This window comes from Tessaracoccus lacteus (assembly GCF_029917005.1).
Taxonomy (GTDB): Bacteria; Actinomycetota; Actinomycetes; order Propionibacteriales; family Propionibacteriaceae; genus Arachnia; species Arachnia lactea.
In genome coordinates, this window is sequence record NZ_CP123967.1 from 1,806,085 (window position 1) to 1,829,298 (window position 23,214).

A 23,214-nucleotide genomic window follows, 5' to 3' on the forward strand; every position below is an offset into this window, starting at 1 on the left:
CCTTCCTGGGTCTCTCGCCCTCAGTGATGGCGCATGCGGGCGAGTTCCTGACTCCCGCGCTCACGCGCGGTCACAGTGGCGGGACCGTCCCGGACTGACACCGGGTTCCTCGGCACCTCATGCTGGTGTGTAACCAGTCTGGCACTGGCCCGGGCGTCGTGCCCAGCCGGGGTCCGTCAACGCGCCAGCCCCAGGAGTGCGTCCACGTCGATGCGGTGCTCGATGGCGTCGGCGGTTGTGTCGATCATCCTCTCGCGCAGCGCGGCGAAGCCGACGCTCTTCCCACTCGGCTCCCAGTCCCGACCCGCCTCGCGAGCGGCGTCGACCAGCCAGGCGCGGCGGAAGTCGTCGCACTCGAACGCGCCGTGCCACATGGTTCCCCAGACGACACCCTCGTGCACCCCGCCGAGGAAGTCCTCGTGGCCGGGGTCGATCACGGGCCGCCCGTGGTGGATGGTGTACCCGTCGACCGGGATGCCTCGCCAGGCGCCACGCGGGGTACCGAGCACCTTGTCAGCGTGGAAGACCACGTCGACGGGCAGCGCTCCCAGGCCGTCAGCGATGCCGTCGCCCTCAACGGGATCGTCGATGGTGCGGGCGAGCATCTGGAATCCCCCGCAGATACCCAGCACCGGCCGCCCGGTTGCGACGCGGGCCGCGATGACGTCGGCGATGCCGGTGGACCGCAGCCAGGCGAGGTCGCCCAGCGTGGAGCGGGAGCCCGGCAGCACCACGATGTCGGCGCGCTCGACCTCGCGAGGGTCGACGGTGACGACCACGTCGACGCCCGGCTCCTGCGCCAGGGCGTCGACGTCGGTGGCGTTGGAGATGCGCGGCAGCCGGACGGCGGCCACGCTCAGGTCGTCCGGGGACGTCGACGCGGCGTCGTGGCGCCAGCGGCCGACCTCGAGGGCGTCCTCGCCGTCGATCCAGACCCCCTCCAGCCAGGGCAGCGTGCCGAAGTCGGCCAGCCCCGTGCGGCGGGTGATCTCCTCGAGGCCGGGCGCGAGAATGGACTCGTCGCCGCGGAACTTGTTGATGATGAAGCCGGCGAGCAGCGCGCGGTCATCATCGTCGAGGAGACCCCAGGTGCCGAAGATGGAGGCCAGCACTCCCCCGCGGTCGATGTCGCCGATGAGCGCGACGGGAAGGTCGAACTGCCTGGCCAGGCCCATGTTGGTGTAGTCGCCGACCCTGAGGTTGATCTCCGCGGGCGACCCGGCGCCTTCGCAGATGACCAGCTCGTGCTCGCGGGCCAGTTCCTCGTACGCCGCGAACGCGGCCTCGGCCAGGTGTCGACGGCCGGTGGTGTACTCCCCGGCCTCGAGCATCCCGTGCGGCTGGCCGCGGAGCACGACGAAGGATCTCCGGTCGGTGCCCGGCTTCAGCAGCACCGGGTTGAGGATGGAGGTCGGCGTGACGCCGGCGGCCAGCGCCTGCAGGTACTGCGCCCGGCCGATCTCGGAACCGTCGGGGCAGACCATCGAGTTGTTGCTCATGTTCTGCGCCTTGAACGGCGCGACGTCGATGCCGCGGCGGCGGGCGACGCGGCAAAGGCCGGTCACGAACAGCGACTTGCCGGCGTCCGAGGACGTGCCGGCGATGAGCAGACCGGTCATCTGCGGGCCTTTCCGATGGCGATGAGTGAGGTGGCGACGGCGGCGGTCACGGCGCCCGTGACGAGGGTGACGAGCCGGGATGCCTTCCTCAGCTCGGCCGACCGGGGGCGCGGTCCGTCGCCGAGCAGGGGGCGGCTCTCCTCGCGGCTGAAGTAGACGTTGACGCCGCCGAGCTGCACGCCCAGCGCGCCGGCCCACGCCGACTCGCACCAGCCGCCGTTGGGCGAGGGGTGCCGGTGGGCGTCGCGGCGCATGACGCGCCACGCCTCCCGCGTCGACCCGCCGACAACCGGCGCCAGCAGGCAGGCCGTGGCTCCCGTGACGCGGGCGGGGACGAGGTCGGCGGCGTCGTCGAGGCGGGCCGCAACGGTGCCGAAGTGCCGGTACCGGTCGTTGCGGTAGCCGATCATCGCGTCGAGGGTGTTGAGGCAGCGGTGCACGACCATGCCCGGGATGCCGGCGACGGCCCCCCAGAGCAGCGAGGCGACGGCCGCGTCGGCGGTGTTCTCCGCCATCGACTCGCAGGCAGCGCGGGCGACGCCCTCCTCGTCGAGCTTGGAGGGGTCGCGCGAGCAGAGGTTGTTCACCCGCGCCCGGGCCCCGTCGAGGTCGCCCGCGTCGAGGCTGTCGGCCATCGCCTCGCCCTCGCGGGCCAGGCTGGTGGCGCCGATCACCGCCCAGGTGACCAGCGCGGTCGAGGCCGCGTGCGCGACCGGGTGCCGGCGGGTGGCCCGTTCCAGGACGACGGCCACCGCGGCGACCGGAGCGACGACGGCGGCGACGTGCACCGCGCCCGCAGCCGTCGAGTCGCGGTAGGTGCGCTCCTCGACCTTCGCCGCCCAGGTGCCGAACCAGGCGACGGGGTGATGCCGCTTCGGGTCGCCGAGGATCCGGTCCGCCAGCACGCCGAGTGCGATGCCCAGGCCCCGCGAGATCAGCATGGCCGCGACGCTAGCACAGCGCTGCGCGGCGCCCACGCCAGCCCCTGCTGCCCCACCCCGGGGCGTAGCGTCGCCCCATCACCTGTCTATCCGGGGGGCGGACATCTCTCCCTAGGCGACACCATGCATGGGACGGGGTACTCCGTGCAGGTGGTCAGCGTCAAGGCGAACCGGCACTCGGGCACCGCCATCCCGGCCGTGAACTTCGGCGCCGGCACCTGCCGGAATGAGACCGGCTGGTCTCAATAGACCTGCCACCCATTAGGTTTCTATCAGGGGGGCCATGGGGGACCCCTGTTCTCTGGGGGGATTTCTCGACATGCACACCGCTCCGCGCCCGAAACGCCGCCTCGCGACCGGCCTGATCGTCGCCCTGATCGTCGGCCTGCTGCCGATGCTCGCGCCGACCACCGCCGCCGCTGCCACCGTCTCCGAGACGGAACCGAACGCCACCCGCGCCACGGCCGACGCGTTCGCCCTGACCGACACCATGAGTGCCTCGTCGCTGAGCACCTCGTCACAGGACATCGACTATTTCGCCGTCGACCTGCCGTCGGCGGGCCGCGTTGCGCTTGACCTCCGGTTTCCGTCCGGCCTCGGCGGCGACGCCTACGAGGTCCAGGTCGCCACCTCCGACGGCCACATCCTCTACGACTTCCCCGTGTCCGGGTTGCGCAACGACGGCAGCTGGCTACGCTCGAAGGCCACCTACGCTCCCGCGGGCCGCCTCTACGTCCGCGTGAACGGAAAGAACACCTGGGAGACGTGGGGCAGGCCGTACACGCTGGCGGTGGGCTTCACCGCCGGCAACGTCGAGACCGAGCCCAACGCCACCAGGAACACCCCCGACGTCCTGGCCCTCGGCCAGGCGACCGCCGGGTCCTCGCTGTCGAGATACAACTACGACGACGACTACTACGCCGTCGACGTGCCGTCTCCGTCTCGCGTGACGCTCGACCTCAGATTCCCGGCGGGTCTCGGCGGGGACGCGTACGAGGTCACGGTCTACAACTCGTCCGGCAGCTACCTCTACGCGTTCAACGTGACGGCCCTGCGGAGCGACGGCAGCTGGCTGCGCGCCAAGGCGACCTACGCCCCGGCCGGGCGACTCTTCCTGCGCATCCGCGGGAACGAATCCTGGGAGACCTGGGGCCAGCGCTACACCATCCGGGCCGACGTCACGCCCGGCAACGTCGAGACCGAGTCCAACGCCAACTTCTCCACGCCCGACGTCCTGACGCTCGGCAAGCCGACCTCCGCGTCGTCGCTGTCCATCTACAACTACGACTACGACTACTTCGCCGTCGATCTGGACACCGCCGCGCGCGTGTCGCTGAAGCTCACGTTCCCGTCCGGGCTCGGTGCGGGAGATGTGTACGAGGTCGACGTGTACGGCCCGTCGAAGGCCCGGATCCACTCGTTCGCCCTGACCGGAAGCAGATCCAGCGGCACCTGGCTGGCCAGCCAGAGCGTCTCGCTGCCCGCGGGCCGCTCCTACGTGCGCGTGTACGGGTCGGAGTCCTGGCCGAGCTGGGGTCGCTCCTACCAGCTGAGCGTCACCCGCGCTCTGACGAAGACGCCCACCCCGTCGATCAGCGGGACCGCGCGGATCGGGAAGACGTTGAAGGCCAAGCCCGGCACCTGGGGACCCGGCACCGTTACGCTGAAGTACCAGTGGCTCCGCGGAGGCAAGGCCATCTCCGGCGCCACGAAGTCCAGCTACAAGCTCACGTCGAAGGACAAGGGCGCCAAGATCAGCGTCAAGGTCACCGGATCCCGCAGCGGCTACGCGACCGTGTCGAAGACCAGCACGTCGGTCACCGCGCTCTACTCCTTCACCAGGACCCCGAAGCCCACCATCAGCGGCACCGCGAAGGTCGGGAAGAAGGTCACGGCCAAGGCAGGAATCTGGAGCCCGAAAGCGACGCTCACCTACCGCTGGCTCCGCAACGGGACGGCGATCTCCGGCGCCACCAAGAAGACCTACACCCTCACCTCCAAGGACAAGGGAAAGAAGATCTCCGTCAAGGTCACGGCCAAGAAGAAGTACTACGCCACCGTCGCCAAGACCAGCGCAACCAAGAAGATCAGCTGAGCTTGAACGTCTCGACGTGGCCGTTCGGCCACGTCGGGTACGCCTCGAAGTCGACGTCGCGGTGGGATCCGCCGCGGAGCACGGCCGCGAGGACGCGCAGGGCGTCGCCGTGGCTGACGAGCGCGAGCTGTGCCTCGGGAGGATAGACGGCGCTCAGCAGGGTGACCAGGTCGCGCATCCGCACGGCCACGTCGGCCAGCGACTCCCCGTGGCCCCACCGCACCTCGGAGATGTGCGTCCCCTCGGGGATGGCCTGGGGCTCGAGCTCGTCGTAGTGGCGCCCCTCGAGGTCGCCGAGGGCCTGCTCGCGCAGCAGCGGCGTCGGCAGAGGGACCAGGCGGTGCGGCTGCGCGACGATGTCGGCGGTCTGCGCGGCGCGGGTCTGGTCGCTGGTCAGGACGGCCATGAGCGGGACGCTCCGCAGCGTCTCCCGCGCCAGGTCGGCCTGCTCACGGCCAAGTTCGGTCAGCGGCGGGTGCATGGTCTGCCCCTGGACGCGGTGTTCGACGTTCCAGGTGGACTGGCCGTGTCTCACGAGGTGCAGGATCACGGCAACGATCCTAGTGGCCCGGGTATTCCGCGTTCTGCCGGTTGAGATCGGCCTTGGGCCGGCGGGGTCGGGCCCCCTACGGTGACCCTCATGGACACCACCGGACTGATCGTCGTCGCCGTCGTGCTGCTCGTCGCCGCGGCCCTCGGGCTGTGGCGTCGCGCGACCGACGGGCGCGTCCGCGCCGTCAGCGGTGGCCCCGCCGGCACGGAGATCCCCGGGGATGTCGCCGGCGACCTGCCGCTCGTCGTCCAGTTCTCCTCCGAGGTGTGCGCACCGTGTCGCGGAGTCCGGCGCGTCGTAGCCGAGGTGGTCGATGCCCGCGACGACATCCGCGCCGTCGACCTCGACGTGGCCGAGCATCCCGGCCTCGCCGAGCGGTTCAACGTGATGCGCACCCCGACGGTGCTCGTGCTCGACGCCGACCGCACCCCACGCTTCCGGGCCTCCGGCCCGCTGACCCGCGCCGACCTCTCCGATGCCGTCGCCCGGGTCTCACTCATCCCACAGGAGCAGAAGTGACCGACCAGCCCCGCCTCATCGACCCGCGCGGCCCCCGCTTCGGGGCCGTCATCACCACAGTCCTCCTGGCGCTGGCCATCGCGCTCGGCCCCCGCTGGGGAGCGCTGCCCTTGGTCATCACGCTCGCCGCCTTCGCGATGGGCGCCTTCGGCGGGCTCGCACTCCAACCCTGGGGCATCATCTTCCGCGCCTGGGTCCGGCCCCGGCTCGGCGCGCCGGCGGAACTGGAGGACGAGCGCCCGCCACGGTTCGCGCAGCTCGTGGGCTTCCTGTTCGCCGTCGTCGCACTGCTGGGCGTGCTGCTGCACGTCGCTCCGCTGTTCTACGCCGCGGCCGGCCTGGCGCTGCTGGCCGCTGCGCTGAACGCGGTCTTCGACTTCTGCCTCGGCTGCGAGATCTGGACGCTGTGGCAGCGGGCGCGCCACCGCGTGACGACCGGCTGAGCACGTCCCACTAAGCTCTACGGCATGCCCAACATGCCCCTGTGGACCGTATCCATCGCGCTCATCCTGATCGTGATCCTCTCGTGGCTGCTGGGTCGGTTCGCCCGCTTCCTCCTGAAGCGCAGGGCCAAGCTCTCCGCCGCGGCCTCCCAGGTCATGTCGATCGTCGGGTCCGCTGCCGGGTTCCTGGTGGCCTGGCTGATCCATCCGACGGCCAGCGTCTGGCAGCCCCTGTCGCTGCTGCTGGCGCTCGCCGGGTCGGTCGTGGCCGTCGCCACCTACGCGGCGGTCGCAGCCCACTTCCAGACACCCGTGCGGAAGGGGATCGCCGAGCTGGTCGCGGGCGGCGAGTCCGACCGGGTCGAGTTCAAGTCGACGGCCCGCGTCAACACTCACACGGGCGCGAAGGATGACCGGATGGAGCTGGTGATCGCCAAGACCATCTCCGCCTTCCTCAACGCCGACGGCGGCACGCTGATCGTCGGCGTGGACGACGAGGGGACCCCGCTGGGCCTCGACCGCGACCTCGGCACCATGAAGGCGCCGGATCACGACCGCTTCGAACTGTGGCTGCGTGACCTGCTGAGCACCACCCTCGGCCCCAACGCGGCGGCCTCCGTCCGGGTGGCGTTCCACGAGCTGCCCGACGGCGAGGGCGTGCCGCGGGCAGTGTGCCAGATCACCGCCGAGGCGTCGCCGCGGCCGGTCTACCTGAAGCCGAACAAGAACTCCGCTCCCGAGCTGTGGGTCCGCATCGGCAACTCCACCCGACAGCTCGCCGTCGACTCGGCGACCGAGTACGTGATGCACCGCTGGCCGCTCTCGGTGGGCTCCGGGTTGGCCGCCCAGTTCCGCGCGGCGGTGCGCTTCCCCGAGGCGAGCTGAGCCTGACTCCCGGGGCCCGGGCTTGCTAAAGTTAGCCTGACCTAATCGAGGAGCGCGAAGTGTTCGACCCCACCACCTGGGAGGCGCCGTATGCCGTCGTCCTCGCGGCGCTCTTCGTGATCGTCTTCTGCCGCACGAACGCCACCTACTGGGTCGGCAGGGCCATGGCCTCCGGGGCCGAGCACACCCGCGCGCGGCGCATCCTGTCGTCGCCGGCCTACCGCCGGGGCGCGGGCTGGCTGAACCGCTGGGGGGCACCCGCGATCTCGGTGTCGTTCCTCACCGTCGGCTTCCAGACCATGATCAACCTGGCGGCCGGGGTCACCCGCATGCCGCTGCGCCGCTACATCCCCGCGACGATCGTCGGGTCGATCATGTGGGCCTTCGTCTACGGCACCGTCGGCTTCGTCAGCTTCGTCGCGCTGCAGCGGCTGTGGAGCCTCTCTCCCGTCGCGGTCGTCGCGATCGGTCTCGTCGTCGTGGCGGGCGCCGCCTGGCTGCTGCTCAGTCGGGACGCCGCCGCCCTCCCCGCCGAGGCGGAGGCGGGCGTCGAGGCCTGATTCAGATCCCCTCGGGGAGCTTGCGCGCGGCGCCCTTGTCGGCGGACTGCGCAAGCATGCCGAAGATCCTCAGCGCCGGCGAGACCGCGCGCTCGCGCTGCTTCGGGGCCCACCCCTGGGCGTCGCGCGCGGCGCGACGGGCGGCCAGGGTCTCGTCATCCACGTCCAGCTGGATGAGCCGCTGCGGGATGGAGATGGTGATCTGGTCGCCGTCCTCGACGAGCCCGATCGTTCCGCCGGAGGCCGCCTCGGGAGAGACGTGCCCGATCGACAGGCCGGACGAGCCGCCGGAGAAGCGGCCGTCGGTGATCAGCGCGCACTTCGGGCCGAGCCCGACGCCCTTCAGGTAGCTGGTCGGGTACAGCATCTCCTGCATGCCGGGGCCGCCCTTGGGGCCCTCGTAGCGGACGATCACGACGTCGCCGGGCTGCACCAACTTGCCCAGGATGGCGTCAACGGCCTCCTCCTGGGACTCGGTCACGATGGCCCGGCCGGTGAACTCCCACTGGTCCTCCGGAACGCCGGCGGTCTTGACGATGGCGCCGTCGGGAGACAGGTTGCCCTTCAGCACGGCGAGGCCGCCGTCCTGCGTGTAGGGGTGCTCGGTCGAGCGGATGCAGCCGTCCTCGGCGTCCGTGTCGAGGCTGGCCCAGCGGTTGGTGGAGCTGAAGGCCTCGGTCGTGCGGACGCCGCCGGGGGCCGCGTGGAACAGCTCGATGGCCTCGGGGATGGTGGAGCCGCTGCGGATGTCCCAGTCGGCCAGCCACTGCGCCAGCGAGTCCGAGTGCACCGAGTGGACGGTCTCGTCGAGCTTGCCGCCGCGGGCCAGCTCGCCCAGGATGGCGGGGATGCCGCCGGCCCGGTGCACGTCCTCCATGTAGTAGCGGTGGGAGTTCGGCGCGACCTTTGCCAGGCACGGCGTGACGCGGCTGATCGCGTCGATGTCGTCGAGGCCGAAGTCGACGCCACCCTCCTGCGCCGCGGCCAGCAGGTGCAGCACGGTGTTGGTGGACCCGCCCATCGCCACGTCGAGGCGCATGGCGTTGGAGAACGCCTCCCTTGTGGCGATCGACCTCGGCAGCACCGAGTCGTCGTCCCCGTCGTAGTAGCGGCGGCACAGCTCGACGACGAGCCGGCCGGCCTCCTCGAACAGGCCCTTGCGCGCGGCGGCGGTGGCCAGCGTCGATCCGTTACCGGGCAGCGCGAGGCCGATGGCCTCCATGAGGCAGTTCATCGAGTTCGCGGTGAACATGCCGGAGCACGAGCCGCAGGTGGGGCACGCGTTGGCCTCGATGCGACCGAGTTCCTCGTCGCTGACGGACTCGTCGACGGACTTCACCATGGCGTCGATCAGGTCGAGCGACGTCTCCGCCTCCCCGTCCTTGATGATGGCCTTGCCGGCCTCCATCGGGCCGCCGGAGACGAAGACGGTCGGGATGTTGAGGCGCAGCGCGGCGAGGAACATGCCCGGCGTGATCTTGTCGCAGTTGGAGATGCACACCAGCGCGTCGGCGCAGTGCGCGTTGACCATGTACTCCACCGAGTCGGCGATCACCTCGCGGCTTGGCAGCGAGTAGAGCATGCCGCCGTGGCCCATGGCGATGCCGTCGTCGACCGCGATGGTGTTGAACTCGCGGCCGATGCCGCCGGCCTCCTTGATCGCATCCGAGACCAGCGCGCCCATGTTGCGCAGGTGCACGTGGCCCGGCACGAACTGCGTGAAGGAGTTCGCCACGGCGACGATCGGCTTGCCGAAATCTGAGTCCGTTACCCCGGTGGCGCGCCAGAGGGCGCGCGCGCCCGCCATGTTGCGACCGTGGGTGGTGGTGCGGGACCGAAGCGCCGGCATGGATGGCTCCTCTGCAGTGGTGCGGATAACCCTGCAAGCCTACGCCGCAGCCCCAGGAAGTCCTCCTCGAATACGCTGTCGGCCGAGGAGTGGACGGATCAGTCGCCCGTCGCGGCCGGCCGGTCGGTTGCCGCGTACTGCGACCAGCTGCCCGGGAACAGCCGCTTCGCGCCGAGACCGGCGTACTCCATCGCGATGAGGTTGTGGCAGGCGGTGACCCCGGAGCCGCAGTAGGAGATGACGTCGGTGTCCGCGTCGATCTCGGCGAACCGGTCGCGCAGCTCGTCGGGGCTGAGGAACCGCCCGTCGGTGCCGAGGTTCCCGCCGAGCGGGAAGCTGCGGGCGCCGGGGATGTGCCCGGCGCGCGGGTCCATGGGCTCGCTGTCCCCACGGAAGCGCTCGGGGGCGCGGGCGTCGATCACGAAGCTGCCGGTGGCGGCCTCGTCGATGGTCGCCAGCGCCTCGTCCGGCCAGGGGCCCGGGGTGAACGTCGCGGGCTCCGGCGTGGGGGTCGCGGAGCTCAGCTCGCCCTCCCAGGTCCGCAGGCCGCCGTCGAGAAGCGCGGCGTCGTGGCCGAGCATGCGCAGCAGCCACACGACGCGGCCGGCCATCGCTCCCCCGGCGTCGTCGTAGGCCACGACGGTCGCATCGTCGCCGACGCCGAGCGCGGACATCCCGGCGGCGAATCGCCCGGGGTCCGGGAGCGGATGGCGGCCACGCTCGGGGCTTCCAGGGTCCGCGAGCACCTCGTCCATGTCGACCCGGACCGCGCCGGGCAGGTGGCCCTGCGCGTAGGCGTCGGCCGCCGAGCGTCCGTCGAGGTAGTAGCGGGCGTCCAGGATCACGACGTCCGGGTGGGCGGCGAGCCAGTCGGCATCGATAACGGGAGGGATCATGTGCCAAGACTAGGCGCCCGGACGGGCGACGGCGCCCGACCTCGGGAGGTCGGGCGCCGTCCGGGTCGGGCCAGGATCAGCTGCAGCCGGAGGTCGAGCCGCAGCCTTCGCAGACATAGCAGGAGCCGGAGGGGCGCATCTTGGTGCCGCAGGTCATGCACAGCGGGGCGTCGACCTCGGCCACGCCCATGGCCTCCATCAGCTCGGCCGTGGTGTGCGCGTCGAGCAGGGAGGGCTGGCGGGCGCCGTCGACGTTGAAGTCGTCGCCGGCGTCGTTGCGGAGCTGCTCCGCCTCGGGCAGCTCGGCCTCGTCCTCCTCCGAGAGGTAGGACCCGGTCTCGACGTAGCGGGCGCGCTCGGCGGCCGTGTAGATGCCGAGCTCGGCCCGGTCATCGAAGCTCAGGTAGTCGAGGGCCAGGCGACGGAAGATGTAGTCCATGAAGGACTGCGCGATGCGGATGTCGGGATCGTCGGTCATGCCGGCGGGCTCGAACTTCAGGTTCGTGAACTTCTGCACGAAGGACTCGAGCGGCACGCCGTACTGCAGGCCGATCGACACCGCGATGGAGAAGGCGTCCATAACGCCGGCGAGCGTGGAGCCCTGCTTGCCGAGCTTGAGGAACACCTCGCCGAGGCGGCCGTCGGCGTACGCGCCCGACGTCATGTAACCCTCGGCCCCGCTGACGGAGAAGCTGGTCGTGCGGCCGGAGCGGGACTTCGGGAGACGCTCACGCTTGGGGCGGTAAACGATCTTCTCGACGATCTTCTCCACGACCTCGGCCTCGCCCTTGCCGTCGGTCTTCTTCTTGCCGTCGGACAGCGGCTGGCCGACCTTGCAGTTGTCGCGGTAGACGGCAAGCGCCTTGAGGCCGAGCTTCCAGCCCTCGAGGTAGACGTTCTCGATGTCCTCGACGGTGGCGTTCTCCGGCAGGTTGACCGTCTTCGAGATGGCGCCGGAGAGGAACGGCTGCACGGCGGCCATCATGCGCACGTGGCCCATCGGGCGGATGGCCCGCTGGCCCATGGCGGTGTCGAAGACCTCGTAGTGCTCCGCGGCCAGGCCGGGAGCACCGACGACGTGCCCGTGCTCCGAGATGAACTCGACGATGGCGTCGACGTCCTCGGACTTGTAGCCGAGGCGCTTGAGCGCCCGCGGGATGGTCTGGTTGACGATCTGCATCGACCCGCCGCCGACGAGCTTCTTGAACTTGACCAGCGAGAAGTCCGGCTCGATGCCGGTGGTGTCGCAGTCCATCATGAATCCGATGGTGCCGGTGGGGGCGAGCACGGATGCCTGGGCGTTGCGGAAGCCGCTCTTCGCCCCGAGGGTGACCACCTTGTCCCACTCGCGGGTGGCGACCGCGTGCAGGGTGCGGTCGTCGGCCAGGACGCGCAGGTCGTCGTTGGCGGCCTGATGCTTGCGCATCACGCGCTGGTGCCCCTCCGCGTTGGCGGCGTAGCCGTTGTAGGGGCCCACGACGTCGGCGAGCTCGGCGCTGCGGCGGTACGAGGCGCCGGTCATGATCGAGGTGATCGCGGCGGCCGTCGAACGGCCCCCCTCGGAGTCGTATCCCTTGCCCATCGCCATCAGCAGGGCGCCGAGGTTGGCGTAGCCGATGCCGAGCTGGCGGAAGTTACGCGTGGTCTCGCCGATCGACTCGGTCGGGAAGTCCGCGAAGCAGATCGAGATGTCCATCGCGGTGATGATGAGCTCGACGGCCTTGACGAACAGCTCGGCGTCGAACGCGCCGTCGTCGCCCAGGAACTTCAGCAGGTTCAGGGACGCGAGGTTGCACGACGAGTTATCGAGGCTCATGTACTCGGAGCAGGGGTTCGATGCCGTGATCCGGCCGGTGGCGGGGTTGGTGTGCCACGCGTTGATGGTGTCGTCGTACTGGATGCCGGGGTCGGCGCACTCCCAGGCGGCCTTAGCGATCTTGTGGAAGAGGTTGCGCGCGTCCACCTCCTCGATGACGGAGCCGTCCATGCGGGAGCGCAGGCCGAACCCGGCGCCGTCGACGACTGCGTTCATGAACTCGTCGCTGACCCGCACCGAGTTGTTGGCGTTCTGGTACTGGACGCTCGTGATGTCGCGGCCGCCGAGATCCATGTCGAAGCCGGCGTCACGCAGCGCGCGGATCTTGTCCTCCTCGCGCGCCTTGGTCTCGACGAACTCCTCGATGTCGGGGTGGTCGACGTCCAGGACGACCATCTTCGCGGCGCGGCGCGTGGCGCCGCCGGACTTGATGGTGCCGGCCGAGGCGTCGGCGCCCCGCATGAAGGAGACGGGCCCGGACGCGTTGCCGCCCGAGCTCAGCAGCTCCTTGGACGAGCGGATCCGCGACAGGTTCAGGCCGGCGCCGGAGCCGCCCTTGAAGATGAAGCCCTCCTCCTTGTACCAGTTGAGGATGGAGTCCATTGAGTCGTCGACCGACAGGATGAAGCAGGCGCTCACCTGCTGCGGGGCGGGCGTGCCGACGTTGAACCAGACCGGGGAGTTGAACGAGAAGTACTGGTTGAGCAGCATCCACGTGAGCTCGTGCTCGAAGATCTCCGCGTCTGCGTCGGTGCCGAAGTACCCGTACTCGACGCCCGCCTTCGTGTAGGTCTGCACGACGCGGTCGATCAGCGTCTTCAGCGAGTCCTCGCGCTGCTCGGTGCCCAGCGCACCGCGGAAGTACTTGGTCGTGACTATCGTGGAGGCGTTGACGCTCCAGAAGGACGGGAACTCCACGCCCTTCTGCTCGAAGACCGTCTCACCGGTCTTCCAGTTCGTCTGCACCACGTCGCGGCGCTCCCACTCCACCTCGTCGTAGGGGTGCACCCCCTTCGTGGTGAAGACGCGCGAGATCGTGAGCCCCGTGGACCCGTTGTCGGACTTGCGGCGGTTGGAGCGCGCTGCGGTCGCGGTCATGATGTACCCCTTGGTGTCGAAACTCGTTGATCTGTTGCTGGTTGGGCAGGCGCTCAGCTGATGAGCGGGTCCTGCGCGAGCGCGGGAGGCGTGGCCTCCCGCCGCGGCTGGGCCTCGTCCTGGCCGAGCCGGATGGCGTCGATCTCGCGCTGGAAGTCGTCGACCGACTCGTAGTTGCGGTAGACGCTGGCGAAGCGGAGATAGGCGACGGCATCGAGTTCCTCGAGCGGACCGAGGATGGCCACCCCGATGCTCTCGGCCGGGATCTCGGCCTGCCCGGAGGCCCTCAGCGACTCCTCCACCCGCTGCGCGAGAGAGGCGAGCTGGGCCGCCGACACCGGCCTGCCCTTGCACGCCTTCGACACGCCGCCGATGACCTTGTCCCTGCTGAACGGCTCGACGACCCCCGACCGCTTGACGACCGTCAGCACGATCTGCTCGACCGTGGTGAACTTACGCTCGCACGCGGGGCACATCCGCCGCCGACGGATGGCCGAGCCATCCTCGGTGGCACGGGAGTCCGACACCTTGGTGTCGGCGTGCCGGCAGAACGGGCAGTGCATGTGCGGTCCAGTCGTCGTAGGTCACGGGCGAGCACACTTGACGAAATAACACAAGTTATGGTGTCAAAGCGCGTCACAGCCACTAGATGTTGTGATCCTACGCCGACGCGGGCGCCGGGACAACCGCCGACACGCCGCGCGCACCCTCGGTCAAGGCTGCGTGACGTGCGCCCAGGCGGGGTCTCCGGCGACGTACCCGGTGACCGGATCAGACTGGGCCATGGCGATGAACGAGGACGCCGAGGCGGCCACGCCGGCAATGGCCAGCACGCCGACGGCGGCCACCTTGATCTTCAGCCACAGGGTCGACGGGACGGGCACCTCGACACGGGCCGCAACACAGGAGGACACGGAGCCGACGCGACCGGGGGCGATGGGGCGCGGCGCGTGGGCGCGGGGCAGGCGGAGGTCGGGCCGGCCGGCAGGGGTGACGACGCGGCGACGGTCACCGGTGCCGACAACCGTGAACGAGGTGGTGGTCGAAGCGGTCATGGGACCTCTCCCTTCGTGAAGCCTAGAACGTTTGTTCGAATCACACTATAGCCCGCCGAAGGCCACATTGGAACAGTCGTTCGAAGTTTCTTCTCCGGCGTGTCGCGGGTGCGACACGGATCACTCAAACAGGGCCGACCGACAGTTTCTGATCCGACGACACGGCGCGTCTTATCGAACACCTGTTCCGAGCGGCGCTAGCATCTGTACATGGCTGACACGAACCCCCGCCGAGGACGCCCGACCAACGCCCAGCTGAGGACGCAGCTCGGAGACATCTCCGAGCTCCCAGACGGCCCGGAGAACCGACACGGGCTGACCATGCGCCAGGTCGCGATCCTGCGCGTCATCCGCGAATCCATCGAGGCCGTCGGCTACCCGCCGAGCATCCGCGAGATCGCCAAGCGCGCGGGCATGGCGTCGACCTCGTCCGTCAGCCACCAGCTGAAGGTCCTCGAGGACAAGGGCTTCCTGCGTCGCGACCCCAACCGCCCCCGCGCGATGGTGGTGAAGCTGCCCGACGACGAGGCAGGCGTCGAGGCGCCCGGCCCGGGGCTGGGAGCGGCCCTGACGCCGGAGCAGTCCTACGACTCGACGGCCCCGTCGGTCCCCACGCCGCTGGTCGGCCGCATCGCCGCCGGCGGGCCGATCCTCGCCGAGCAGGAGATCGAGGATGTCTTCGCGCTGCCGAAGCAGCTGGTCGGTGAGGGCACGATCTTCATGCTCGAGGTGCGGGGCGACTCGATGATCGACGCCGCGATCTGCGACGGGGACTGGGTCGTGGTGCGCCAGCAGAGCGATGCGGTCAACGGCGACATCGTCGCGGCCCTTCTCGACGACGAGGCCACCGTCAAGACGTTCCAGCGCAAAGACGGGCACGTGTGGCTGCTGCCGCACAACCCCGACTACTCCCCCATCGACGGCACGCACGCCAGCATCATGGGCAAGGTCGTCGCCGTCATGCGCCGACTCTGAGCGCTACTCCTCGCCGCGGAGCCTGCGCAGAGCCTGGACGGCGACGTCGCCGTCGGTGGTCAGCCAGAAGTCGGGCAGGGACGACTTCAGAAACGACCCGTAGCGCTTGGTGACCAGCCGCGGATCCAACACCGCGACGACGCCCCGGTCTGTCGAGCGTCGGATCAGGCGGCCTGCGCCCTGCGCGAGCAGCAGGGCGGCGTGCGTCGCGGCGACCGACATGAAGCCGTTGCCGCCCGCGTCGTCGACCGCCCTCTTCCTGGCCTGCATCAGCGGGTCGTCGGGGCGAGGGAACGGGATCTTGTCGATGATGACGAGCTGGCAGGTCTCCCCCGGCACGTCGACCCCCTGCCACAGGGACATGGTGCCGAACAGGCTCGTGTCCTGCTCCGCCGCGAAGCGCGCGGTCAGCTCCGAGAGCTGCGCGTCGCCCTGGCACAGGATCGTCAGGTCCGGCAGCTCAAGGCGGCACCACTCGGCGGCCTGCTCGGCCGCACGCCGCGACGCGAACAGCCCGAGCGTGCGCCCGCCGGCGGCCCACATGAGCTGGGCGATCTCCCGCAGCGTCTCCTCCCGCAGCCCGTCGCGGCCGGGCTCGGGGCCCTTCTTCGCGACGTACAGGATGCCCTGGCGCCGGTAGTCGAACGGCGAGCCGACGTCCAGACCCCGCCAGGCGAGCGGGTCGGGCGCCTCGGCCCCGGCCGCCACGCGGTCCGCGGCCCTCAGTCCGACGCTCGCGGCAGCGGGCTCGAAGGACCCGCCCAGCGACAGGGTGGCGGACGTCAGCACCGTCGGCGTCTCGGCGAACACCTGCTCACGCAGGAGCCCGGCGACGTTCAGCGGCGCGACATACGCGGCGGCCCCCACGATCTCGGAGTGGGAGACCCACACGACGTCCACGTCGGCCAGCTTGGCGATGCGTTCGGCGACGTCGAAGACCTCCTGGGCTGCGGAGGCGGCCTGCTGCCGGTCGGGGTCGGGGGCACTCTTGTCGCCGTCGCCCTTCCCGAGCGCGCTGACAACCCTGCGGGCGACGTCGCGCAGCGCCTCGGCGGCGCGCACAAGCGGCGCGGACGTGGCCGTCACCCGGCCGGCCTCCGACTCGTCGAGGGCCTCGCGGACGTCGTCGGCCTGGGTCAGGAAGTCGGCGCCGAGGTCGTCGTCGAGCCAGGTCAGGCAGCGGCGCGCCGTCCGCTCGACCAGGCCGGGCGTCAGCTCGTCGGTGGCGGCCGTGGTGATGCGGCTGACGAGCTCGTGCGCCTCGTCGACGATCAGCGCGGCGTGCTCGGGCAGCACGGTGCCGCCGTGCATGGCGTTGATCGCGAGCAGCGCGTGGTTGGTGATGACGAGGCTGGCGTCCCGGGCCTGCTCGCGGGAACGTTCGACGAAGCACTCGTTGCCGAAGGGGCAGCTGGCCACTCCCAGACATTCGCGGGTCGGGATCGAGACCTGTGCCCAGCCCCTGGCCGTGTGGGACGGGGCGTCGTCGCGGTCGGCGAGCCCCTCTCGCTGGGCCTCCTCCTCGACCCATTCGCGCAGGGCGAGCACCTCGGCGCCGAACCGTCCGACGTCGTCGCCCTTGCCGGCGGCCGCGGCCTCGACCAGGGACTCGGCACCGAGCAGCGAGTCCTGCTCGAGCGGGCCACCGCCGCGCACCTTGTAGAGGCACGCGTAGTTGGTGCGGCCCTTGAGGATGGCGGCCTTCGGCCTCTTCCCCGTGACGGCCTCGGCGGCGTCGAGAGCCGTGGGGATGTCCTTGGTGGCGAGCTGCGCCTGCAGCGCCAGCGTCGCGGTGGCGACCACGACGCGGTCACGGTCGCCCGAGTCGATGATCCGGGCGAGCGCCGGGGCGAGGTAGCCCAGCGACTTGCCCGTGCCCGTGCCCGCCTGCACAAGGAGGTGGGTGCCGTCCCCGATGGCCTCGGCCACCGCGTCGGCCATCAGCTGCTGCCCGGGGCGTGCCTGTCCCCCGATGGTGCCGACGGCGGCCGCGAGGATCGCGCCGGGGTCAGTCACGTCGGTAGGGGGCAAGCTCGTCGGCGAGGTCGGGGCGGACTCGGGCGTGGATCTCGGTGCCCTCGCCGGTGTGCTCTAGGGAGATGATCCGCGCCGTCCTGTGGATGCGGTCCACCAGGTCGCCACGGTCGTAGGGGAGCAGGACGCGCAGCTCGACCTCCGGGCGGGGCAGCCGCTCGTCGATCTCCGCGGACAGCGCGTCGATGCCCTCGCCCGTCTGCGCCGACACGATCAGCGCGCCCGGGAAGGCGCCACGCAGCGCGAGCAGTGTCCCCTCGTCGGCCAGGTCCGCCTTGTTGAGTACGAGCAACTCGGGGACGCTGGAGGCGCCGATCTCCGTCAGGACGGTCCGGACGGCCGCGATCTGGCCGGCCGGGTCGGGGTCGGAGGCGTCGACCACGTGCACCAGCAGGTCGGCCATGGCCGACTCCTCCAGCGTCGAGCGGAACGCCTCGACCAGGTCGTGCGGCAGGTGGCGGACGAAGCCGACGGTGTCGGTCAGCGTGTAGATGCGGCCGTCCGCGGTCTCCGTGCGCCGGGTCGTCGGGTCCAGGGTCGCGAAGAGCGCGTTCTCCACCAGCACCCCGGCTCCGGTGAGCCGGTTCAGCAGCGACGACTTGCCCGCGTTGGTGTACCCCACGATCGCGACCGACGGCACCTGATTGCGGTGGCGCTCGGCACGCTTGCCCTCGCGGGTCGCGTCCATGGCGCGCAGGCGCCGCCGCAGGATCGCGATGCGCGACCCGATGCGTCGACGGTCCGTCTCGATCTTCGTCTCGCCGGGCCCACGGCCGCCGATGCCCGCGCCGCCGGCGGCTCGGCCGCCCGCCTGCCTGGACAGGTTGCCGCCCCAGCCGCGGAGCCGCTGCTTGAGGTACTGCAGCTGCGCCAGCTCGACCTGGGCCTTGCCCTCGGCGCTCTTGGCGTGCTGGGCGAAGATGTCGAGGATCAGCGCGGTGCGGTCGACCACCTTGACCTTGATCCGGTCCTCGAGGTTCCTCAGCTGGGCGGGCTCGAGCTCGCCGTCGCAGATCACCGTGTCGGCTCCCGTGGCGTGCACGACCTCGGCGACCTCCTCGACCTTGCCGCGGCCGACGTAGGTGGCGGGGTCGGGGTGGCTGCGGCGCTGGACGAGGGCGTCGAGCACCTCGGAGCCCGCGGTCTCGGCGAGCAGCTTCAGCTCCGCCATCGCGTTGTCGGCGTCCTCCTGCGTCCCGCTGGTCCACACGCTGACCAGCACGACGCGTTCCAGGCGCAGCTGGCGGTACTCGACCTCGGTGACGTCCTCGAGCTCGGTCCGCAGGCCGTCCACGCGCTTCAGCGAGTGACGGGCCTCGAGATCGAGCTGCTCTTCTTCAACGTCTGTGTCGACGTGCACATCGGGGTCATGAGTCATGATCCGCCCATTCTCCCAGGCAGCACCGACCTGTCAAAGCTCAGAGCCAGAGTTCTCCACGGCCGATGATCACGGCGGGGCCGGTGAGGGTGGCCTCGTCACCGTCGAAGGTGACCTCGAGGTCGCCCCCGGGAACGTGCACCCGGACGGTGCCGTCGTGCCCGCTGGCGGCCCGGTAGGCGGCGGCCGACGCCACGACCCCGGTGCCGCAGCTCCTGGTCTCGCCGACACCGCGCTCGAAGACCCGCATGTCGAGCCGGCCCGGCCCGTCGACGTGCACGAACTCGACGTTGACGCCGTCGGGGAAGGCCGAGGCCGGCCCCCAGGTGGGCGCCGTGTACAGCGGGAGATCGTCGAGGACGTCGTCGTCGACGAAGGCGACCGCGTGCGGGTTCCCCACGTCGACCTTCCGGGCGTCCCAGGTGCGACCGTCCACGGACACCCGGACGGGGTCGTCGAGGAGCGTCACGCGGCCGAGGCCGACGCTGATCAGGCCCTGGTGACCGATCTCGACGTGCTTGACCCCTGCGCGGGTCGCGACGTCGAAGGACCCGCTGGTCACGAGTTGCTCGTTGATCAGGTGCCGCGCGAAGACCCTCAGCCCGTTGCCGCACATCTCGGCGATCGAGCCGTCGGCGTTGTAGTAGTCCATGAACCACAGCTGCGGATCGCCGTCCCAGCAGCCGATCTGGCCGGCGCGGATGACGCGCAGGACGCCGTCGGCCCCGACGCCCGCGTGCCGGTCGCACAGGTGCGAGATGAGCTCCGGCTGCATGTCATGCAGCCCGTAGGAGTCGTCGAGGATGATGAAGTCGTTCTCGGTGCCGTGACCCTTGTGGAAGCTGTATCTGCGCATGGAAGTCACCTCGTCTCGGTTTCCGAGTCTACGACGGCGGCCACCACCTCGACGTTGCCGGGATCGCCGGCGTCCAGCCACTGGATGCGGGGATCCCGGCGGTACCAGCCAAGCTGTTTGCGGAAGAAGCGCCGGGTCAGCGCCTGGATCCGCACGACGGCCTCCTGGTGGGTCAGCTCGCCGTCGAGCAGGTCGACGACCTGGCGGTAGCCGATGGCGCGCACGGCGGTGGTGCCGTCGCGCAGGCCGCGCTCCAGCAGGCCTCGCACCTCGTCGACGAGGCCGTCGGCGAACATCTGCTCGACGCGCGCCTCGATCCTGCGGTCCAGCTCGGCCCGTTCAAGGGCCAGGCCGAAGGTATGCACGTCGTCCAGCTCGTAGGTCCAGTCGGGGACGGTGGGTCGGTGGCCGCCGGTCAGCTCGAGCACCTCCAGGGCCCGCACTGTTCGGCGTCCGTTCCCGGGCTCGATCTGGGCTGCGGAGTCCGGCGCCAGCTCGGCGAGTCGCGCGTGCAGCGCGGGGGCCCCGACGCGGTCCAACTCATCCTCGAGGCGGGAGCGCACCTCGGGGTCCGAACCCGGGAAATCGAAGTGGTCCGTGATCGCGCGCGTGTAGAGCGCTGACCCGCCGACGAGGATCGGCACCACGTCGTCGGCGCGCAGGGCGGAGATCGTGTCGCGGGCGAGCGTCTGGAAGTCCGCCACCGACGCGAGCTGCGTCACGTCCAGGATGTCGATCAGGTGATGCGGCACTCCCCGACGCTCCTCGAGGGTCGGCTTGGCCGTGCCGATGTCCATGCCCCGGTAGACGAGCATCGAATCGGCGTTGACGACCTCCGCCCGCCGGCCACGGCGTCCGAGTTCGAGGGCCACGTCGACGGCCAGCGCGGACTTGCCGGTCGCCGTGGGCCCGACGAGGACGATCAGGGGAGTTCTCACGGGTCCCAGTCTGCCAGCGACGACTCCCTGGCCCGGCATGATGGTGCCCCTCACCAGCAGATGCGAAGGAGCGAGAGCACCATGGGGATCTTCGACAAGATCGGCGACCTGGCCAAGCAGCACGAGGACAAGATCGAGGAGGGCATCGAGAAGACGGGCGATTTCGTCGACGAGAAGACCGGCGGCAAGTACGCCGAACGGGTCGACCAGGCCCAACAGGCCGCCAAAGACCAGCTGGACAAGCTGACGGGCGACAAGCCCTGAGCTAGCGGGGCTGGCCGACGCCCGGCATGCCGAGGCCGACGCCCGTGGGCGCGGCAGGCGCGGACGTCGCGGCCTCCCACGCGTCCCCGCCGCGGGTGCGGTGCAGGTCCCGGAACCCGGAGTCGGAGTTCAGGTGGTGCGGCGCGGCGTGGGTCACCGTGACCGTCGCGATGTCGCCGGGCCGGGGCCTGAGCTCCGGCTCGGCGGGCACCGCGACATGCACGAGACGGTTGTCGCGGGCGCGGCCGCTCATGCGTCGGGTCTCCGAGTCCTTGCGCCCCTCGCCGGTCGCGAACATCACCTCGACGTCGCGGCCCTCGAGCCTCCGGTTCTCCTCGTACGACAGCTCCCCCACGAGGTCGATCAGGCGGTCGTAGCGCTCCTGGACGACCTGCTTCGGCACCTGATCGGGCATGGTCGCGGCCGGGGTGCCAGGCCGGATGGAGTACTGGAACGTGAAGGCGGCCGAGAAGCGGGACTCGCGTACGACGTCCAGGGTCGCCTGGAAGTCCTCCTCGGTCTCGCCGGGGAAGCCGACGATGATGTCGGTGGTGATGGCCGCGTCGGGCATGGCGGTGCGGACGCGCTCGAGGATCCCGAGGAACTTCTGCGACCGGTACGAGCGGCGCATGTTCTTCAGCACCTGGTCGGAGCCGGACTGCAGCGGCATGTGCAGCTGCGGCATGACGTTGGGCGTCTCGGCCATGGCCGCGATGACGTCGTCGGTGAAGTCCTTGGGATGCGGAGAGGTGAACCGCACCCGCTCGAGGCCGTCGATCCTCCCGCAGGCGCGCAGCAGCTTCGCGAACGCCTGTCGGTCGCCAAACTCCACGCCGTAGGCGTTGACGTTCTGGCCGAGCAGCGTGATCTCCTGCACGCCCTGGTCGACCAGCATCCCGATCTCCTGCAGGATGTCGCCGGGCCGTCGGTCCGTCTCCTTGCCGCGCAGCGCGGGCACGATGCAGAAGGTGCACGTGTTGTTGCAGCCGACGCTGACGCTGACCCAGGCGGAGTAGGGCGACTCGCGGCGGCTCGGCAGGTTACTGGGGAAGGTCTCGAGCGCCTCGGCGATCTCGACCTGCGCCTCGCGCTCGATCCGCGCGCGCTCCAGCAGCCGCGGCAGCGCGCCGACGTTGTGCGTGCCGAACACCACGTCGACCCACGGCGCCTTGCCGATGATGGTGTCGCGGTCCTTCTGGGCCATGCAGCCGCCGACGGCGATCTGGAGGCCCGGATGGGTCGCCTTGATGCTGGCCATGTGGCCGAGGTTGCCGTAGAGGCGGTTGTCGGCGTTCTCCCGCACAGCGCACGTGTTGAAGACCACGACGTCCGCGCCGGCGCCCAGCGCGTCGTTGCCGGGTGCGACGCGCTCGAGGCCGGCCTCCTCGAGGAGGCCGCTGATGCGTTCGGAGTCGTGGACGTTCATCTGGCACCCGTAGGTGATGACGTGGTACGTGCGGGGATTCGTCATAGCCCGACCATGCTAATCGGCTCCGATCCCCCCTCCAAGCGCGCCCCTGACCGGCCGTTAGGATCGGCTGCATGACGACTCTCCCCACCGGGCTCCAGTACTCCATCGCCGCAGGCCGTTTCGGCGCCGTGGTCACCGAGGTGGGCGCCACGCTGCGCAGCCTCACCATCGACGGCGACGAGGTGCTCTCCACCTTCGCCGAGGACCAGGCACCGTTCGGGTCGCGGGGCCGTCAGCTCGTCCCGTGGCCGAACCGCATCCGCGACGGCCGCTACAGCTTCGACGGCGTGGACTACCAGCTGCCCATCACCGAGGTGCCGCGCAACACGGCGCTGCACGGCCTCGGCGACGGGGTCGGCTGGCGGCTCGTGAAGCGCTCGGACGACGAGGTGGTGCTCGCCGGAGTGATCTTCGCCCAGGCCGGGTGGAACGCGGTACTGGAGGTCGAGATCGGGCATCGGCTCGACCGCGAGGACGGCCTCATCGTGACGGTCACAACGACCAACATCGGAGGCACCCGCGCCCCCTACGGCTACGGCGCCCACCCCTACGTCAAGGCCGATCTCGCGACGGCGAAGCTGACGCACACGTTCTCCAGGGAACTGATCGTCGACCCCGTGCGGCTGCTCCCCATCGAGCTGGCCCCCGTCAGCGAGAGGTGCGACTTCCGCGGCGGGCGCGTGATCGGCGACACCGAGCTGGACACCGCCTTCGCCGGCGTCGAGGGCGCCTGGTCCGTCAAGCTGGAGACCGCCGACCGGACGGTGGAGTTCTGGGCCGACGGAACGCAGGACTGGGGGCAGATCTACACCGATCCGTCGCGCCAGGCCATCGCGATCGAGCCGATGACCTGCGGGCCGGACGCCTTCAACGAGGGCCCGACGCATGACGGGGTCATCGTGCTGGAGCCGGGCGAGACGACGTCCTGCTCCTGGGGCATCATCGTCGGCTGACCGCGACGCGACGCGG

At 70.5% G+C, this 23,214-nt stretch carries 22 protein-coding genes and 1 riboswitch; of the genes, 9 read left to right on the forward strand and 13 right to left on the reverse strand.

What is annotated here, in order from left to right:
- Window positions 1-21: 21 nt before the first annotated feature.
- Window positions 22-153: riboswitch (cobalamin riboswitch) on the reverse strand.
- Window positions 154-176: 23 nt separating this feature from the next.
- Window positions 177-1,619, reverse strand: coding sequence for a cobyric acid synthase (locus tag QH948_RS08345; protein ID WP_281143988.1), 1,443 nt, complete (start codon window positions 1,617-1,619; stop codon window positions 177-179).
- Window positions 1,616-2,560 carry a cobalamin biosynthesis protein gene (locus QH948_RS08350; protein ID WP_281143989.1) on the reverse strand — a complete coding sequence of 315 codons (945 nt, stop codon included), beginning with the start codon at window positions 2,558-2,560 and terminating at the stop codon, window positions 1,616-1,618. Before QH948_RS08350 ends, QH948_RS08345 begins: the two co-directional genes overlap by 4 nt.
- Window positions 2,561-2,683: 123 nt before the next feature.
- Between QH948_RS08350 and QH948_RS08355 the strand changes: the two genes are divergently transcribed.
- Together QH948_RS08355 and QH948_RS08360 are read left to right on the forward strand one after the other, a co-directional pair.
- Window positions 2,684-2,809, forward strand: coding sequence for a hypothetical protein (locus tag QH948_RS08355; RefSeq protein ID WP_281143990.1), 126 nt, complete (start codon window positions 2,684-2,686; stop codon window positions 2,807-2,809).
- Between the two features lie 70 nt (window positions 2,810-2,879).
- Window positions 2,880-4,655: a hypothetical protein gene (locus QH948_RS08360; protein ID WP_281143991.1), complete on the forward strand. Its 1,776-nt coding sequence runs from the start codon at window positions 2,880-2,882 to the stop codon at window positions 4,653-4,655.
- On the opposite strand, the gene QH948_RS08365 is transcribed toward QH948_RS08360, so the two are convergent.
- Complete coding sequence (locus QH948_RS08365) at window positions 4,648-5,205, reverse strand: histidine phosphatase family protein (protein ID WP_281143992.1); 558 nt, start codon at window positions 5,203-5,205, stop codon at window positions 4,648-4,650. The two genes, QH948_RS08360 and QH948_RS08365, sit on opposite strands and share 8 nt — an antisense overlap.
- 90 nt (window positions 5,206-5,295) lie before the next feature.
- On the opposite strand from QH948_RS08365, the gene QH948_RS08370 reads away from it, so the two are divergent.
- From QH948_RS08370 to QH948_RS08385, 4 genes are read left to right on the forward strand one after another with little or no spacing between them, the layout of a single operon-like run.
- Complete coding sequence (locus QH948_RS08370) at window positions 5,296-5,727, forward strand: thioredoxin family protein (protein WP_281143993.1); 432 nt, start codon at window positions 5,296-5,298, stop codon at window positions 5,725-5,727.
- Window positions 5,724-6,170: a DUF4395 domain-containing protein gene (locus QH948_RS08375; protein ID WP_281143994.1), complete on the forward strand. Its 447-nt coding sequence runs from the start codon at window positions 5,724-5,726 to the stop codon at window positions 6,168-6,170. Before QH948_RS08370 ends, QH948_RS08375 begins: the two co-directional genes overlap by 4 nt.
- A gap of 24 nt (window positions 6,171-6,194) precedes the next feature.
- Window positions 6,195-7,055: an AlbA family DNA-binding domain-containing protein gene (locus QH948_RS08380; RefSeq protein WP_281143995.1), complete on the forward strand. Its 861-nt coding sequence runs from the start codon at window positions 6,195-6,197 to the stop codon at window positions 7,053-7,055.
- A gap of 59 nt (window positions 7,056-7,114) precedes the next feature.
- Window positions 7,115-7,615, forward strand: coding sequence for a DedA family protein (locus tag QH948_RS08385; protein ID WP_281143996.1), 501 nt, complete (start codon window positions 7,115-7,117; stop codon window positions 7,613-7,615).
- A 1-nt stretch (window position 7,616) separates the two neighbouring features.
- Here the strand turns inward: QH948_RS08385 and ilvD are convergent, their stop codons facing one another.
- From ilvD to QH948_RS08410, 5 genes are all read right to left on the reverse strand, one after another.
- Window positions 7,617-9,464, reverse strand: coding sequence for a dihydroxy-acid dehydratase (gene ilvD, locus QH948_RS08390; RefSeq protein WP_281143997.1), 1,848 nt, complete (start codon window positions 9,462-9,464; stop codon window positions 7,617-7,619).
- Between the two features lie 98 nt (window positions 9,465-9,562).
- Complete coding sequence (locus QH948_RS08395) at window positions 9,563-10,360, reverse strand: sulfurtransferase (protein ID WP_281143998.1); 798 nt, start codon at window positions 10,358-10,360, stop codon at window positions 9,563-9,565.
- A 76-nt stretch (window positions 10,361-10,436) separates the two neighbouring features.
- Window positions 10,437-13,274 (reverse strand): vitamin B12-dependent ribonucleotide reductase, encoded by a 2,838-nt coding sequence (locus QH948_RS08400; protein WP_281143999.1) that lies wholly within the window; start codon window positions 13,272-13,274, stop codon window positions 10,437-10,439.
- 53 nt (window positions 13,275-13,327) lie between these two features.
- Window positions 13,328-13,837, reverse strand: a complete 510-nt coding sequence (gene nrdR / locus QH948_RS08405) for a transcriptional regulator NrdR (protein ID WP_281144000.1) — start codon at window positions 13,835-13,837, stop codon at window positions 13,328-13,330.
- A gap of 150 nt (window positions 13,838-13,987) precedes the next feature.
- Entirely contained in the window at window positions 13,988-14,329 is a 342-nt protein-coding gene (locus QH948_RS08410; RefSeq protein WP_281144001.1) for a hypothetical protein, read from the reverse strand.
- 210 nt (window positions 14,330-14,539) lie between these two features.
- Between QH948_RS08410 and lexA the strand changes: the two genes are divergently transcribed.
- Entirely contained in the window at window positions 14,540-15,304 is a 765-nt protein-coding gene (lexA, locus tag QH948_RS08415) for a transcriptional repressor LexA (RefSeq protein WP_281144002.1), read from the forward strand.
- Window positions 15,305-15,307: 3 nt separating this feature from the next.
- Here the strand turns inward: lexA and QH948_RS08420 are convergent, their stop codons facing one another.
- The 4 genes from QH948_RS08420 to miaA form a co-directional block, all read right to left on the reverse strand.
- Window positions 15,308-17,245, reverse strand: coding sequence for an ATP-dependent DNA helicase (locus tag QH948_RS08420; RefSeq protein ID WP_281146168.1), 1,938 nt, complete (start codon window positions 17,243-17,245; stop codon window positions 15,308-15,310).
- Between the two features lie 67 nt (window positions 17,246-17,312).
- Window positions 17,313-18,716 carry a GTPase HflX gene (gene hflX, locus QH948_RS08425; protein WP_281144003.1) on the reverse strand — a complete coding sequence of 468 codons (1,404 nt, stop codon included), beginning with the start codon at window positions 18,714-18,716 and terminating at the stop codon, window positions 17,313-17,315.
- Between the two features lie 40 nt (window positions 18,717-18,756).
- The gene (gene dapF, locus QH948_RS08430; protein WP_281144004.1) at window positions 18,757-19,572 is read right to left on the reverse strand and encodes a diaminopimelate epimerase; all 816 of its coding nucleotides are present in this window, start codon (window positions 19,570-19,572) and stop codon (window positions 18,757-18,759) included.
- A gap of 5 nt (window positions 19,573-19,577) precedes the next feature.
- Window positions 19,578-20,510 (reverse strand): tRNA (adenosine(37)-N6)-dimethylallyltransferase MiaA, encoded by a 933-nt coding sequence (miaA, locus tag QH948_RS08435; RefSeq protein ID WP_281144005.1) that lies wholly within the window; start codon window positions 20,508-20,510, stop codon window positions 19,578-19,580.
- Window positions 20,511-20,591: 81 nt separating this feature from the next.
- Here miaA and QH948_RS08440 point away from each other — a divergent pair, with 81 nt between their 5' ends.
- On the forward strand, window positions 20,592-20,774 hold the full coding sequence (locus QH948_RS08440; protein ID WP_281144006.1) for an antitoxin: 183 nt from the start codon (window positions 20,592-20,594) through the stop codon (window positions 20,772-20,774).
- Window position 20,775: 1 nt separating this feature from the next.
- Here QH948_RS08440 and miaB read toward each other — a convergent pair whose 3' ends face one another.
- A complete protein-coding gene (gene miaB, locus QH948_RS08445) occupies window positions 20,776-22,245 on the reverse strand; it encodes a tRNA (N6-isopentenyl adenosine(37)-C2)-methylthiotransferase MiaB (RefSeq protein ID WP_281144007.1) in 1,470 nt (489 codons plus the stop codon).
- A gap of 71 nt (window positions 22,246-22,316) precedes the next feature.
- Between miaB and QH948_RS08450 the strand changes: the two genes are divergently transcribed.
- Window positions 22,317-23,198 (forward strand): aldose 1-epimerase family protein, encoded by an 882-nt coding sequence (locus QH948_RS08450; protein WP_281144008.1) that lies wholly within the window; start codon window positions 22,317-22,319, stop codon window positions 23,196-23,198.
- Window positions 23,199-23,214: the final 16 nt, after the last annotated feature.